Source organism: Prauserella muralis, from assembly GCF_003202285.1.
GTDB classification, from domain to species: Bacteria; Actinomycetota; Actinomycetes; order Mycobacteriales; family Pseudonocardiaceae; genus Prauserella_B; species Prauserella_B muralis.
Genome location: NZ_MASW01000005.1, coordinates 438795 through 452972, shown reverse-complemented (window position 1 = coordinate 452972; position 14178 = coordinate 438795). Strand labels below are relative to the sequence as shown.

Below are 14178 nucleotides of genomic sequence, written 5' to 3'. Positions count from 1 at the left end.
CGGGTTCTAGGGTGGTTGACGTGGAGCGCACCGCCGCCGATCGCTTCGACACCGATCGGTTCGAGGCCAGCCGGCACCGGCTGGCCTCCCTGGCGTACCGGCTGCTGGGTTCGGCCACCGACGCCGAGGACGCCGTGCAGGAGGCGTTCGTGCGCTGGCAGACCGCCGACCGGCAGCGGATCACGGTCCCGGAGGCCTGGCTCACCACGGTGGTCACCAACCTGTGCCTGGACCGGCTCCGCTCGGCGCAGGCCCGCCGCGAGCGCACGGTCGGCGCCTGGCTGCCCGAACCGCTGCTCGACGGCGACCCGATGCTCGGCCCGGCCGACACCGCCGAGCAGCGTGAATCGGTTTCCCTGGCCGTGTTGATGCTCCTGGAACGCCTGTCGCCCCTGGAACGAGCCGTCTACGTCCTGCGTGAGGCGTTCTCCTACAGCCACGCCGAGATCGCCGGGATCCTCGCCATCACCGAGGCCGCGAGCCAGCAGCACCTGCACCGGGCCCGGCGCCGCATCACCGGCGCGCGCCGCCGTGGTGGTGACGTCGACCCGGCGTCGGCCCGCAGGATCGTGGAGGAGTTCCTGGCAGCCGCGTCCTCGGGCCGCGCCGAACGGCTGGTGGCGCTGCTCACCGACGACGCGACCGCGATCTCCGACGGCGCGGGCCTGACCGAGACGCTGCTGGAGTACGACACCCCGCGGCGCATCGCCGCCGTGGCGCGGGCCGGGTTCACGCCGACAGCCGCGAAGAGGCGCTTCGCCGGCGGCACGCCCGCCATCCACTACGCGCGCCTCAACGGCGACCCGGCCATCCTCTTCGTCCTCGGCGAGCAGGTCATCGGCGCCGTGGCGTTCGAGCTCGCGGGCGGCAGGATCGCCACCGTGCGCGGCATCGCCGCCCCCACCCGTCTCGTCCGCCTCGCCGAGGCCTGGCGGCAGCGCGAACCCGGCACGCCGCTGGTCACCGAGTGGTGACCAGCCGCACCGGCAGCTGAGCCCGCGCGGGCTCACGGCGCCGCTCGCCGCCACCGACAGGCCCACGCCCGGCGGGTCCCGCCCGGTGCGGCGACGCCACCGTTATAAGAGGCATTATCACGGTGCCTATGCGTGCCCTGATTTCACTGTTGCGCGTGTCGCGAAACTGGTTATGCGACGGCGTGCGCGAAACTGATGCCGTGACGAACGAGGTGATGGGCCAGGCCGGAGCGCCGGAGGCCGCCGCCGGGGAGCCGGTGTGCGCGCTGGAGGGCTGTGACAATCCGCTGCCACCGCCCGCGGTGGACGAGCAGGGCAGGCGCAAGGGCGGGCGGCCGTCGTCGTACTGCTGCAAGGCGCATGCGGACGCGGCGTCGCGGCAGCGCAGGGCGGCTCAGACGGCGGCGGTGATGGACCCGCTGGGCGAGCTGCGCCGGGCCGCGGAGGCGTTCGGCCCGGTCGCGACGCCGGTGCTGGAGGCGCTACGGGAGATGACCGCGCGGCTGGACGCGGCCGGCGAGGGTGCGCTGGCACAGGTGCGGGAGGCGACCGAGCAGGCCGCCGCGGCCAGGGCGGAGGCCGAGGACGCGGTGCGCCGGGCCGAGCAGGCCGAGCGGGCCAGGGACAGGGCGCTGGCGCAGGCCCGGGACGACCGCGCGGCGCGCACGGAGGCCGAGAAGGCCGCACAGCGGGTGGCGGCCGAGGCGGAGCAGGCGCAGCGGGACGCGTGGTCGCGGGTGGCGCAGCACGAACGCGCGCGGGGCGCGGCGGAGTCGGCTGCCGCCGCGAGCGCGCAGGCCCGTGACGACCTGGCCGAGCAGCTGCGGGTCGCGCGCGGGCGGCTGGACGAGGTGCTGGCCGAGCGCACGAGTGTGGCCGGGCAGCTGGAGAGCACCAGGGAGGAGCTGCGGGCACTGACCGCCGAGCAGGCACTGACCGCCGAGCGGCTGGAGGCCACGCTCGCCAGGCTGGCGGCTGCCGAGACCGAGCAGCAGCGGGCCCGCGCCGAAGCCGAGCAGGCCAGGGCCGACGCGGCGGCGGCGCGGGGCGAGCTGGACCGGGCGCGGGAGCGGCTGGCCGCCGAGCAGGCCGCCCGCACGCTCGCCGAGGCGCGAGCCGAGCACGCGGAGGCCGACCGGGCCGCCGGGCGGGCCCGGCTCGCCGAGACCGAGGACCAGCTGGCGAAGGCACACGCGCGGGTGGATCTGCTGCTGGCCGACCGCGCCACCGACGCCCCGGACCAGGACGCCGGTGATCCCGCATCGCCGTCCGGCGCGGAGGAGCCTGCGGCCGGAGCGTGAGCGCGGGCAGCGGGGCCGTTCGTCCACGATGGACCGAAGAGCCGGAGACCCCGGAGACGACAACGGCAGGGAGAGTGCTGGCTCCCTGCCACCTTCAACATATAGCGCACCCCGGGTCTTGCGGCAAGGCCCGGGCCGTGCCGCAGAATCTCCGGCCTGGGCCGACAGCCGGCCCGGATCGAACGGGGGATTGTCGTGATCGATGTGATCGTTGCCGGCGGCGGACCGACCGGCATGATGCTGGCCGCGGAACTGCGGCTGCACGGCGTCGAGGTGGTCGTGCTGGAGAAGGACGTGACGCCGCCCGGGTTGGTCCGGTCGCTGGGCCTGCACGTGCGCAGCATCGAGGTGATGGATCAGCGCGGTCTGCTGGAGCGGTTCCTGGCGGAGGGCCGGAAGTATCCGCTCGGGGGCTTCTTCGCGGGCATCGCCAAGCCCGCGCCCGAGCGTCTGGACACCGCGCACGGCTACGTGCTCGGCATCCCGCAGACCAGCACCGACCGCCTGCTGGCCGACCGTGCCGCCGAGCTGGGTGCCGACGTCCGGCGCGGGTGCGAGCTGGTCAGGCTGGACCAGGACGGCGAGGGGGTGACCGTCGAACTGGCCGGCGGGGCGCCGACCACGTTGCGGGCCCGCTACCTCGTGGGCTGTGACGGCGGCCGCAGCACGGTGCGCAAGCTGCTCGGTGTCGGCTTTCCCGGCGAGCCCTCGCAGGTCGAGACGTTGCTGGGGGAGATGGAGGTGACCGCGCCGCCGGAGACGGTGGCCGCCGTGGTGGCCGAGGTACGGGAGACCGAGAAGCGCTTCGGTGTCGGCCCCTCCGGCAAGGAGGGGGTGTATCGCGTCGTCGTGCCCGCGGAGGGGGTGGCCGAGGATCGCGCGGTCCCGCCGACTCTGGAGGAGTTCCGGCAGCGGCTGCATGCCGTCGCCGGCACCGATTTCGGGGTGCATTCACCACGCTGGCTCTCCCGCTTCGGCGACGCCACCCGGCAGGCCGAGCGCTACCGGGTGGGCCGGGTGCTGCTGGCGGGGGACGCGGCGCACGTCCACCCTCCGGTCGGTGGGCAGGGGCTCAACCTCGGCATCCAGGACGCGTTCAACCTCGGCTGGAAGCTGGCCGCGGAGGTCGCGGGCTGGGCTCCGGAGGGTCTGCTGGACACCTACCACTCGGAACGGCATCCGGTGGCCGCGGCCGTGCTGGACAACACGCGCGCGCAGATGACGCTGATGTCCACCGAGCCGGGGCCGCAGGCGGTGCGGCGGCTGGTGTCGGAGCTGATGGACTTCGAGGAGGTGAACCGGTACCTGACCGAGAAGATCATCGCGACCGGCATCCGCTACGACTTCGGCGAGGGGCATGACCTGCTCGGCAGGCGGATGCGGGACGTGCCGCTGAAGCGGGGCCGCCTCTACGAGCAGCTGCGCACCGGCCGCGGGCTGCTGCTGGATCAGACCGGCCGGCTCTCGGTGGCGGGCTGGCAGGACCGGGTCGACCACGTCGTCGACGTCAGCGAGGAGCTCGAGGTGCCGGCGATGCTGCTGCGGCCGGACGGCCACGTGGCGTGGGTCGGTGAGGATCAGCGGGACCTGGTCGGCCACCTGCCGGCGTGGTTCGGCGCCGCCGCCGGCTGATCAGGTGGCGGTGAAGCGTGGCGCGGGTTCCCCGGCGAGCCTGCCCGGCGGGAGCCTGCGCCCGCACAGCACGAGCAGCAGATCCTGCGCGGCGCCGGTGAGCGGGGCTCCGGAACCGTAGCGCCAGTCGAGGTCGTCGGCGCGCAGTTCGACACCGCTCAGATCGGTGCCGAAGTGGCGTACCTGGCGGGGCCCGGCGTTGTCCAGCACGAGCCGCACGCGCTCGGGCGGCAGGGCCGGCCCGTGGCCGAGTGCGGTGGTGATGTCGAGGCCGTGGATGACGTCGTGGGACAGCGCGCCGGCCGGGCCGCCGCCGGGTGGCTGCCACGGGTGCTCGGCGTTGTCGCGCAGGACGGCGACGAGCTCGTGCGTGCTGAGCGCGGCGGCGTCGCGCCGGGCGCAGCGGTCGGCCATGCGGTCGAAGTTGCCGCGTGCCCGCAGCAGGCTGGCCAGGAACCGGGGCATCGAGTAGCGGAACGGCAGGACGAGGTGGGCCACGACCTCCCGTACCCGCCATCCCGCGCACAGCGACGGCGTGTCCCAGGTGGATTCAGGCAGGTCGGCCAGCAGATCGGCCAGCTCGTGGCGCTGGGCGGCGACGTGGGTGCGGATGTCGGTTCCGGTGCCGGTCATCGGTGGCTACCTCCGGGAGATCGGGTGAGTTCGGCGAGCCTGCGGCGCAGGTAGTGCCGTTCGGCGTCGGTGCGGGCCAGCTCGAGGGCGGCGCGGTAGGCCGCGGCCGCGTCGGCGTGGTGGCCGAGCCTGCGCAGCAGGTCGGCGCGAGTCGCGGGCAGCAGGTGGTATCCGGCGAGAGCGCCGGTGCGCTCGAGCGCGGCCACGAGCTCGAGCCCGGCGGCCGGGCCGTCGGCCATGCCGACGGCGACGGCGCGGTTGAGTTCCACCACCGGCGAGGGCCGCCAGCGGGTGAGACAGCCGTAGAGGGCGGCGATCTGGGCCCAGTCGGTGTCGGCGGCGTCGGCCGCGGTGGCGTGGCAGGCGGCGATGGCGGCCTGCACCTGGTATGGGCCGGGCGCGCGGTGGTGCAGTGCCCGGTCCAGCACGGCCAGGCCTTCGGCGATGGCTGCGCGGTCCCAGGCGGTGCGGTCCTGGTCCTCCAGCGGCACCAACTGGCCGTCGGGCTCGGTGCGGGCCGCGCGGCGGGCGTCGTGCAACAGCAGCAGCGCCAGCAGGCCCAGCACCTCCGGCTCACCGGGCAGGAGGTCCGCGAGCACGCGGGCCAGGTGGGTCGCCTCGTCGCACAGGTCGCCGCGGAGCAGGTGGGCGCCGACGCTGGCCGCGTAGCCCTCGCTGAACAGCAGGTAGAGCACGCCGAGCACGGCCGGGGTGCGCTCGGGCAGCAGGTGGGCGGGCGGCACCCGATAGGGGATGCCCGCGTGGCGGATCTTGGCCTTGGCCCTGGTGAGCCGTTTGGCCATGGCCGCCTCGCCGACCAGCAGTGCTCTGGCGATTTCGGCGGTGCTGAGCCCGGCGACCGTTCGGAGGGTGAGAGCGACGCGGGCCTCCAGCGACAGGGCGGGGTGGCAGCAGGTGAAGATCAGCCGGAGCAGGTCGTCGGGGACACCGCCGTCGCCGGGGCCCGGCTCGGGGATCACCAGCGCCGCCTCGCGCAGCTTGGCGGTGCCGACCGTCTCACGGCGCAGCCGGTCGACGGCCCGGTGACGGGCGGTGGTGGTGAGCCAGGCACCGGGCCGCTGCGGGATGCCGTCGCGGGGCCAGGTGCGCAGGGCGTGGGCGAAGGCCTCCTGGGCGCATTCCTCGGCCAGGTCCCAGTCGCCGGTGCTGCGGATGAGGGCGGCCACCAGCCGGCCCCACTCGTCGCGGAACGCGGCGTCGACCGCCCGCCGGACCTCGGCGGTCATCCGGCAAGCATGGGCCGGATCTCGATGGACCCGTAGGTGGCGGCCGGGTGCTTGCCCGCGATCTCGATAGCCTCGTCGAGGTCGGCGCATTCGATCAGGCAGAATCCGCCGACCTGTTCCTTGGTCTCGGCGAACGGCCCGTCGGAGAGCAGCAGTTCCTCGTCTCTCACGCGCACGGTGGTGGCGTCGGTCGGCGGGCGCAGTCCGCCGCCGCCGACGAGCACACCCCGGTCGAGCATCTCCTCCGACCAGCCCTCGCAGCCGTCCTCGGCGTGCTCGGCCGCCGTCTCGTCGCCGCAGATGAGCAACAGGTATCGCACGGTGAACCTCCTCGGTGAACACACCCTGACGACGAACGAGCATGCCCGAGAAGGACACCGCCGGTGCGGAGATTCCGTGCGGGTTCGCGCTACCGGGCGGGCAGGAATCCGCGCAGGCGCGCCCGCAGGTCGCGGCGGTGGTGGCGGGGCGGGCGCGTCCGGCCCGGCGGGGGGTGCCCGCCGCTGAGCACCTGTTTGGCGAAGCCGGCGACGGTCTCCGGTGGTGGCAGCGGATCGGTGCCGCCGAGGTAGGCCAGGATCAGCGGGTCCGCATCGGAGCCGGCCTCCAGCACCACGGCCCAGCCGCGCACGTCGTCCCACAGCAGCGCGGCGTCCCGGCCGGGGAAGCCGGCGGGCGAGCCGTCCAGGGCCACGTACGCGGTCGCCTCGCGGTCGGCCAGTTCCCAGCAGGTGGCCTCGGGGCCGACCCCGGCCGCGGCGGCCACCCGGTGCACATAGACGCCGAGTCCCTGCTCGGCGAGATCGCCGCAGCCGTCGATGCCGGCCACGGCTGTCGAGCTGCTGTAGCGAGGCTGTGTCATGTGCCTGCTCCCGGGCTTGCCCCGGAGAGACGGGCGCTGGGGCCGGGACGAGCCGGCCGGGCCCGTCCCGCCGGGTGCGGCGGAGATGATCCGGCACGGCTCGAGGCTCAACCGTCCGTGTCAGACGGTAATCCCGCCTCGTGCTCCCGGCAACCGGAGCGGGCGCAGCGGCGCCGGGGCTCGCCGTGGCGCAGCGCCAGGTCACCCTCGGTGCCGCCGTCGCCCGCGACGGTGAGCGTGGCGGTGGACGGGGAGTAGCCGCTGGCGACGACGGTGTACTCGCCGGGGTCCAGGTCGGTGAACCGGTAGCGGCCCGCCGCGTCGGTGAGGGCGACGCCGACGACGTGGCCGCCCGCGTCGAGCAGGCTCACCTGGGCCTCGGGCACCGGCCGCCCGCTCAGCTCGGATCGCACGGTACCGCTGACGTGGCCTGCGGGCCGCAGGTGAAGGTCGCAGCCACCGTGCTCGCCGTCGGCCAGGGCGACCGGCACGGCCAGCGGGCGGTGCCCGCGGGCGGTGACGGCGACGGTGTAGGTGCCGGGGGCGATGTCCGGGAAGCGGTACCAGCCGTCCCCGCCGCTGAGCCCGGTGGAGCGCACGTCGCCGTGGGCGTCGGTGAGCACGAGGGTGGCGCCGCCCACCGGCTGCCCGTGCGAGGTGCGCACCCGCCCGCTGAGGGAGCCGGCCCCGGCCAGCTCGAGGTCGCGGCGCACCGGGGTGGCGCCGAGTTCGACGGTGCAGGCGACGGGCTGGAGCCGCTCGGCGGCAGCGATGAGCACGTAGCGCCCCGGGGCGGGTGCGGTCACCAGGTACCGGCCGCTGCTGTCGGTGCGCTGCAGATCGACCTGGGCGCCGCTGGCGTCGGTGAGGGTGAGCGAGACGTCGGCGGCGCGGGCGTCGCCTGCCCGGATCACGCCGTGCAGTGCCAGCGGCGGCGCCTCGGCCGCGGGACCGGCGGCGCGGTCGCCGCGCTCGGCGCCGTCCGCGGCGGGCTCCGGCGCCGGTTCCAGGTCCAGGGTGGCGCGCAGCGGGTTCTCCTTGAGCAGCAGCACCGCCAGCAGGGTCACCACGGCGACGATCGCGGCGATGCCGAAGATGGTGCCGGTGGCGTCGCCGTAGGCGGCGCGCACGATCTCGCGCACGGGTGCGGGCAGGGCGGCCAGGTCGAGGGTGCCGCCTCCGTCGTTGACGGCGCCGCCCACCGGGATGCCCCGCGCGGACAGCGCCGCGGTGATGTTGCCCGAGACCTGGCTCGCCAGCACCGCGCCGAGCGCCGAGACGCCCGCCGAGCCGCCGAGGGTGCGGAAGAAGGTGACCGCGGCGGTGGCCGAGCCGATGTCGCGCATGCCGACGGTGTTCTGGGCGACCAGGACGAGGTTCTGCATGAGGGCGCCGACCCCGACGCCCATGAGCGCCAGGAAGACACCCATCCACACCAGGTTGGTGTCGTGGTCGATGGTGCTGAGCAGGCCCAGCCCGGCGAGCAGCAGGATCGATCCCGCGACGAGGAACGGTTTGGTGCGCCCGATGCGGGACACGATCTGCCCGGTGATCGTGGAGGAGAGGAACAGCCCGAGCACCATGGGCAGCGTCATGAGCCCGGCGTGGGTGGGGGAGTAGCCGCGCGCGATCTGGTAGTACTGCGCCAGGAACACGGCGCCGCCGAACATGCCGGTGCCCACGGCCAGCGTGCCGAGCACGGTGAGGCCGAACGCGGGGTTGCGGAACAGGCGCAGCGGGATCACCGGCTCGCTGACGCGGGTCTCGGTGAACACGGCCAGGCCGAGCATCAGCAGTGACCCGCCCACGAAGGCCGCCGTGGTCCAGGACAGCCACGCGAAGTCCTTGCCCGCCAGCGAGATCCACACCAGAAGCAGCGCGACACCGCCGACGAGCAAGGTGGCGCCCACCCAGTCGATCCTGACCTCACGCTTCACGACCGGCAGGTGCAGGGTCTTGCCGAGAACCACGAACGCGAGCACGGCGATGGGCACGCAGACCCAGAAGCACCAGCGCCAGCCCAGCGGTGAGTCGACGAGGACGCCACCCAGCAGGGGACCGGAGACGGTCGCGACGGCGAAGGTCGCGCCGATGTAGCCGGAGTACCGGCCACGCTCGCGCGGAGCGATCATCGCGGCCATGACGGCCTGGATGAGCGCCTGCAGGCCGCCCATGCCCACGCCCTGCAACGCCCGGAAGCCGATGAGCTCGGGCATCGACTGGGCGATGCCGCCGAGCACCGAACCCGCGGTGAAGATGACGATGGCCAGTTGGTAGAGCAGCTTCTTGCTGAACAGATCCGACAGCTTGCCCCAGATCGGGGTGGTGGCCGTTGAGGTCAGCAGCATCGCGGTGACCACCCAGGTGTACTCGCTCTGGGTGCCGTCGAGGTCGGCCAGGATCGTCGGCAGGGCGTTGGAGACGATGGTGGAGGACAGGATCGCCACGAGCAGGGCGAGCAGCAGGCCGGAGAAGGCTCGGCGGACCTGTCGGCGGGTCATCGGCTCGGCGGGTGCCGCGGGCGCGGTGGCTGTCATGGCGGGCGCGGACGTGGGACGGCTCCTCTCGGACGAACGGGGTTCGTCTCCAGCCTACGGAAAAAAGTTGTGTACTGCAACTACATAAATGTGCCGGGGCTTGACCTCGAGCACACTGGAGGTGTGAGGCTCCACGCATGACCGTGACGACACCCGCATCGCAACCACAGACCGACGTCTGGCACGTCGCCGACCTCGACCTCGACGCCTACCTCGCCAGGATCGAACAGCCGCACGCCAGACCCTCGGCGGAGGCGCTGCACGCCCTCCACGAAGCCCACGTGCGCACCATCCCGTTCGAGAACATCGACCCGCTGCTCGAGCGCTCACCGGTCCTCGAGCTGGGCGCGATCACCGGCAAGCTGGTCCACCGGCGGCGCGGCGGCTACTGCTACGAGCACGGCCTGCTCTTCGCCGCCGCCCTGGAACGGCTCGGCTACCGGGTGACCCGCTGCACGGCGCGAGTGCAGCCGCACAAGTCCGGCCCGCAGACCCACATGAACCTCGTCGTGCACGCCGACGGCACCGACTTCCTCGCCGACGTCGGCTTCGGCGCCAGCGTGCTCTACCCGATGCCACTGCGCGACGGGGCCGTGGTCGACCAGGGTGGCTGGCCGCACCGGCTGCTGCGCGACGGCCGGGTGTGGACGCTGGAGAAGCAGACACCGCAGGGCTGGGAGCCGGTGCACGCCTTCGACGAGACCCCGCAGCGGCCCATCGACTACGAGGTGTTCAACCACTACGTCGCCACCCACCCGCACTCGCCGTTCACCGGCCGCCTCGTCGCGTTCCGGCTCGAGCCCGGCCGCAGCCGCAAACTCATCGGCGACCAGCTCGTCGTCGAGCGTCCCGACGGCAGCAGCGACACCACCTCCGTCGCCCCCGCCGACCTCGACGCCACCCTGCGCGCACTGGACATCGAACTCACGCCCGAGGAGCTGGAGCTGGCGCGCGCCCGCTACGCCGGCGCGCTCAACCCGGAGGGCTAACCCCGAGCTCCTCGGCCTCGTCGCCCAGCGCCGCCCGCACGGCGGCGGCGATCCGGTTCACATCGTCCCGCTCGGCGGGCGGCAACGGCACACCGACCTCGGCCCGCTGCCGCGCCGCCTCGCCGAGCAGGCGCGCCGCCCGCCGAGCGTCACCGGCCAGCACGGCAGCGCCCGCCAGCCCTTCCAGCGCGGTGAGCGGTCACGGGGCCAGCTCGGCCACCAGCTGCGCCAGCTGCCGGGCGTTGCGGCACTCGTGCATCGGCACGATGCGGGCGTAACGCAGTGCGGCCGAGTCGCCCGTGCCCCACAGCGCCTCCGGCTCCGGGTTGAGCCAGTGCACGTGGCGGGCCCGTTCGGCGATCCGGCGCAGGGCCGCCAGGTTGGGGTCGGCGCCGTTGGTGCGCGCGTCGCCGAGGATCAGCACGCTCGTGCGCGGGCCCACCGCGTCCGGCCAGCCCTCGATGAACGTGCCGAGCGACTCGCCATAGTCGCTGCTCATGCCCCACCTGGTGAGCCGCGCCGTCCGGAGGATGCGGGTGGCCAGCTCGTCCGGCTCGGCCTCGCCCGCGGCCACCAGCTCGGTCACCTCGTCGGTGAGGCCGACGAAGGCGAAGCTGCGGACCTTGCTGAACTGGTCACCCAGTGCCCGCATCAGCAGCAGCGTGAACTGGGCGAACCCGGCCACCGAACCGGAAAGGTCGCACAGCAGCACCAGCTCCGGCCGCCCGGGCCGCCGGCGCCGCAACACGGGACGCAGGGGCACCCCTCCGGTGGCCAGCGACCGCCGCACCGTACGGCGCAGGTCGATCTGGCCCCGGCCGGCCCTGCGCCTGCGCGCGGCGAGGCGGGTGGCGAGCTTGCGCGACAGCGGCCGCACCGTACGGCGCAGCTGCGCCAACTGCTCACGGGTCGCGCTGGTGAAGCTCACCAGGTCTAGCTGCGGCGGCACGGCGTGGCGGGCGATGCGGTCCCGGCCGCGCAGCTCGGCCGTGCGGCGACGGGCCTCGGCCTGCACCTGCTCACGGAAGGTGGCCAGGCGCGCGCGGGCCTCGCCCTCGGCGAGCGCGGCGCCGAGGGCACCGGCGCCGGGGGAGGACTGCCGCATCGCGGCCAGCACCCGGGCCAGCAACGCGTCCGGGCGCACGGCGGACAGCGTCTGGTGGGCCGACCAGCCGCTCAGCCCACGGCCGCCGCCACCCGAACCGCCGTCGCCGCCCTGGCCGGCCTCACCGAAGGAACCGTAGCGGCCGAAGGCGTCGACCCCACTCGCCGCCAGTGCCCGCAGCGCCTCCTCGTCTCCCTCGGCGAGTGCCCGCACCAGGTCCTCGCGCAGCTCCTCCACAGTGGACGCAGGCGGCGACGCGGCCTCGGACCTCCCCACGGCGGCGGGGAAGTAGAGGTCGAACACGGCGTCGAACACCGCCCGCTGGCCCGAGCGGCGCAGCACCGTGGCGGCCAGCGCCTCCCGCAGCTGCCCGCGGTCGGCCAGCCCGAGCACGTCCACCGCCGCGGCGGCATCGACCGTCTCACCAGGGCCGACGCCGATCCCGCGCTCCCGCAGGGCGCCGACGAACTCCACCAGCCGCGCGCCCGTGCTCACGGTGTCGCCGAGCCGAGCACGCGGTCCAGCCGCAGCTCCGCCGCCGCCTTGCGGTGGTCGGACTGGTACTTCAGCAACACGCCGAGCGTGCTGTGCACGACCTGCTCGTCGAGCACCTCGGCGCCGAGAGCGAGCAGCGTGCGCGCCCAGTCGACCGTCTCCGCGATCGAGGGGGCCTTGCGCAGGTCCATCCCCCGCAGCGCGCCGACCACCCGGACCAGCGACTCGGTCAGGCGCTGGTCGAGGCCCGGCACCTGCAGGGTGACGATGTCGCGCTCCAGCTCGGGCTCGGGAAAGTCGAGGTGCAGGAACAGGCAGCGCCGCTTGAGCGCCTCGGACAGTTCCCGCGTGGCGTTGGAGGTCAGCAACACGAACGGCCTGCGGGTGGCGGTGATGGTGCCCAGTTCCGGCACGGTGACCTGGAAGTCGCCGAGCACCTCCAGCAGCAGGCCCTCCATCTCGACGTCGGCCTTGTCGGTCTCGTCGATGAGCAGCACGGTGGGCTCGGCGTTGCGGATGGCCGTGAGCAGCGGCCGCGAGAGCAGGAACTCCTCGCTGAACACGTCGTCGCGGGTGTCCTGCCAGTGCTCGTCCCTGGCGGCGGTGATCCGCAGCAGCTGCTTGGCGTGGTTCCACTCGTACAGCGCGCGGGACTCGTCGATGCCCTCGTAGCACTGCAGCCGGACCAGCGCGCTGCCGGTGGCGGCCGCCAGCGCCCGCGCCAGCTCCGTCTTGCCGACCCCGGCCGGGCCCTCGACCAGCAGGGGCTTGCCGAGCCGGTCGGCGAGGAACACCGTGGTGGCCACGGCGGTCGACGCCAGGTATCCGGCTCCGGCGAGTCGCTCGACGACCTCGTCGACCGAGCCGAACAACGGTTGCTCCACGGTTCCTCCCGCCACTGCAGGCACCCCGCCATTGTCTACCGGCCAGTAGCGGCCCGGGTCCACGCGTGGCCCAGGTCACCTTCCGCGCGGGTACCCTGAGCTGACCACGACAGCTGGGGAGCGGCCATGACACCCGAGGACGAGAGACTGCTGCGCCGGGCCATCGCGCTGGCGGGGGAGGCCAGGGCAGGAGGCAACCCGCCGTTCGGGTCACTGCTGGCCGATGCCGACGGGCGCGTGCTGGCCGAGGAGCGCAACAGCTCGCTCACCGACGACGACATCACCGCGCACCCCGAACTGAAACTGGCCAGGTGGGCGGCCAGGGAGCTGGATCCGGCCGAGGCGGCCGCCGCCACGATGTACACCAGCTGCCAGCCGTGTGGCATGTGCACGGGCGCCATCCAGCGCTCCGGCCTGGGCCGGGTGGTCTTCGCCCTGTCCACCGAACAGCTGCTGGCGCTCAAGCCGGGCGGCGACTTCCCGGCCGTGCCCGCGGAGGGACCGGCCCTGCACGACGAGGCCCGCACACCGGTCGACGGCTACTACGCGTAGCGGGCGACCAGCTCCGCCCCGATCCGGCCCAGCTCCGCCCGCACCGCCTCGGGCTCCAGCACCTCCACGTGCGCACCCCAGCCCGCCAGCTGCTCGGCGACCGACAGGGGAGTGTGCGCCGCCACGCGCACCCGCAGCCGCCCGTCGCCGAGGTCCTCCTCGACCGCGCAGTGCCGTCCGAAGTGGTCCCGCAGCACCGGCAGAAACCGCGCGGGAAACAGGATCGTCGCCGACACCAGCGAGCGGTGCCGCTCCGTCTCGTCCACGACCCGCTGCCACTGCTCGGACAGCTCCAGCTCCGCGGGCCGATCGGCGGGCAACGCGGTGACCTCGGCGGCGCTGATGCGATCGACGCGGAACGTGCGCTGACCGGAGTCCGTGCCCGCCAGCAGATACCACGTGCCGTCCTTGTCGGCCAGGCCCCACGGGTCCACCAGCCGTTCGCTGCGCACGCCCGACCGGTTGGCGTAGCCGAAGCGGACCTTGCGCCTGCGCACCACGGCATCCTGCAGGGTCTCGACCACGCGGGGCCGCTCCGTCCGCGGGCCCTGGCCCCAGCGCGAGGGGTCGACCACCACCGCTTCGGCCGCGGCCTCGGCGTCCGCGCGGAACGTGCCCGGCAACGCGCGCACGAGTTTCCGCAGCGCCGACTTCACCGCGGGGGAGGCCGTCGCGGCCGGACCGGCGAGCAGGAACAGCGCCTGCGCCTCGCCGGCCGTGAGTCCACTGAGGTCGGTGCGGGCGCCGCCGACGAGGGACCATCCGCCGCCGCGGCCCGGCTGCGGATACACCGGCACGCCCGCCGAGGACAGGGCCTCCAGATCGCGCCGCGCGGTCGCGACCGACACCTCCAGCTCCTCGGCCAGCTCCGCCGCCGTGACCCGTCCGCGCGCCTGCATCAGCAGCAGGGTCGCGACGAGCCGGTCAGCGCGCATGCGCCCAGTCTGGCAGACAAACCGCTCACCCT

At 74.2% G+C, this 14178-nt stretch carries 14 protein-coding genes; 5 read left to right on the top strand and 9 right to left on the bottom strand.

Annotated features, from left to right (window positions below; translation table 11 throughout):
• Positions 1-20 precede the first annotated feature (20 nt).
• From BAY60_RS22860 to rox, 3 genes are all read left to right on the top strand, one after another.
• A complete protein-coding gene (locus BAY60_RS22860; RefSeq protein WP_211330425.1) occupies positions 21-974 on the top strand; it encodes a sigma-70 family RNA polymerase sigma factor in 954 nt (317 codons plus the stop codon).
• Positions 975-1174: 200 nt separating this feature from the next.
• Complete coding sequence (locus BAY60_RS22855) at positions 1175-2275, top strand: coiled-coil domain-containing protein (protein WP_245992760.1); 1101 nt, start codon at positions 1175-1177, stop codon at positions 2273-2275.
• A gap of 195 nt (positions 2276-2470) precedes the next feature.
• Entirely contained in the window at positions 2471-3907 is a 1437-nt protein-coding gene (rox, locus tag BAY60_RS22850; protein ID WP_112283090.1) for a rifampin monooxygenase, read from the top strand.
• On the opposite strand, the gene BAY60_RS22845 is transcribed toward rox, so the two are convergent.
• The 5 genes from BAY60_RS22845 to BAY60_RS22825 form a co-directional block, all read right to left on the bottom strand.
• A complete protein-coding gene (locus tag BAY60_RS22845) occupies positions 3908-4540 on the bottom strand; it encodes a maleylpyruvate isomerase family mycothiol-dependent enzyme (RefSeq protein ID WP_112283089.1) in 633 nt (210 codons plus the stop codon).
• On the bottom strand, positions 4537-5787 hold the full coding sequence (locus BAY60_RS22840; protein ID WP_112283088.1) for an RNA polymerase sigma factor: 1251 nt from the start codon (positions 5785-5787) through the stop codon (positions 4537-4539). Before BAY60_RS22840 ends, BAY60_RS22845 begins: the two co-directional genes overlap by 4 nt.
• Entirely contained in the window at positions 5784-6107 is a 324-nt protein-coding gene (locus BAY60_RS22835; protein ID WP_112283087.1) for a YciI family protein, read from the bottom strand. Before BAY60_RS22835 ends, BAY60_RS22840 begins: the two co-directional genes overlap by 4 nt.
• 89 nt (positions 6108-6196) lie before the next feature.
• On the bottom strand, positions 6197-6649 hold the full coding sequence (locus BAY60_RS22830; protein WP_112283086.1) for a DUF6292 family protein: 453 nt from the start codon (positions 6647-6649) through the stop codon (positions 6197-6199).
• Positions 6650-6756: 107 nt separating this feature from the next.
• Positions 6757-9186, bottom strand: coding sequence for an MFS transporter (locus tag BAY60_RS22825; protein ID WP_245992759.1), 2430 nt, complete (start codon positions 9184-9186; stop codon positions 6757-6759).
• Between the two features lie 137 nt (positions 9187-9323).
• On the opposite strand from BAY60_RS22825, the gene BAY60_RS22820 reads away from it, so the two are divergent.
• On the top strand, positions 9324-10175 hold the full coding sequence (locus tag BAY60_RS22820) for an arylamine N-acetyltransferase family protein (RefSeq protein ID WP_112283085.1): 852 nt from the start codon (positions 9324-9326) through the stop codon (positions 10173-10175).
• Here BAY60_RS22820 and BAY60_RS22815 read toward each other — a convergent pair.
• Genes BAY60_RS22815 through BAY60_RS22805 form a run of 3 tightly spaced genes read right to left on the bottom strand, consistent with a single transcriptional unit; the run spans position 10159 to position 12659 of the window.
• Positions 10159-10338, bottom strand: coding sequence for a hypothetical protein (locus BAY60_RS22815; RefSeq protein ID WP_211330424.1), 180 nt, complete (start codon positions 10336-10338; stop codon positions 10159-10161). The two genes, BAY60_RS22820 and BAY60_RS22815, sit on opposite strands and share 17 nt — an antisense overlap.
• 36 nt (positions 10339-10374) lie before the next feature.
• Positions 10375-11775, bottom strand: a complete 1401-nt coding sequence (locus tag BAY60_RS22810; RefSeq protein WP_112283084.1) for a VWA domain-containing protein — start codon at positions 11773-11775, stop codon at positions 10375-10377.
• The gene (locus BAY60_RS22805) at positions 11772-12659 is read right to left on the bottom strand and encodes an AAA family ATPase (protein WP_112283083.1); all 888 of its coding nucleotides are present in this window, start codon (positions 12657-12659) and stop codon (positions 11772-11774) included. The genes BAY60_RS22810 and BAY60_RS22805 overlap by 4 nt, the downstream gene beginning before the upstream one ends.
• A 126-nt stretch (positions 12660-12785) precedes the next feature.
• On the opposite strand from BAY60_RS22805, the gene BAY60_RS22800 reads away from it, so the two are divergent.
• Positions 12786-13211 (top strand): nucleoside deaminase, encoded by a 426-nt coding sequence (locus BAY60_RS22800; protein ID WP_112283082.1) that lies wholly within the window; start codon positions 12786-12788, stop codon positions 13209-13211.
• Here BAY60_RS22800 and BAY60_RS22795 read toward each other — a convergent pair.
• Positions 13202-14146 carry a helix-turn-helix transcriptional regulator gene (locus tag BAY60_RS22795; protein ID WP_112283081.1) on the bottom strand — a complete coding sequence of 315 codons (945 nt, stop codon included), beginning with the start codon at positions 14144-14146 and terminating at the stop codon, positions 13202-13204. The genes BAY60_RS22800 and BAY60_RS22795 overlap by 10 nt on opposite strands.
• Positions 14147-14178: the final 32 nt, after the last annotated feature.

Coding starts and splice junctions, on each gene's coding strand:
- BAY60_RS22800 (WP_112283082.1), top strand. CDS start 12,786: ATGACACCCGAGGACGAGAGACTGCTGCGCCGGGCCATCGCGCTGGCG.
- BAY60_RS22820 (WP_112283085.1), top strand. CDS start 9,324: ATGACCGTGACGACACCCGCATCGCAACCACAGACCGACGTCTGGCAC.
- BAY60_RS22825 (WP_245992759.1), bottom strand. CDS start 9,186: ATGACAGCCACCGCGCCCGCGGCACCCGCCGAGCCGATGACCCGCCGA.
- BAY60_RS22795 (WP_112283081.1), bottom strand. CDS start 14,146: ATGCGCGCTGACCGGCTCGTCGCGACCCTGCTGCTGATGCAGGCGCGC.
- BAY60_RS22845 (WP_112283089.1), bottom strand. CDS start 4,540: ATGACCGGCACCGGAACCGACATCCGCACCCACGTCGCCGCCCAGCGC.
- BAY60_RS22830 (WP_112283086.1), bottom strand. CDS start 6,649: ATGACACAGCCTCGCTACAGCAGCTCGACAGCCGTGGCCGGCATCGAC.
- BAY60_RS22840 (WP_112283088.1), bottom strand. CDS start 5,787: ATGACCGCCGAGGTCCGGCGGGCGGTCGACGCCGCGTTCCGCGACGAG.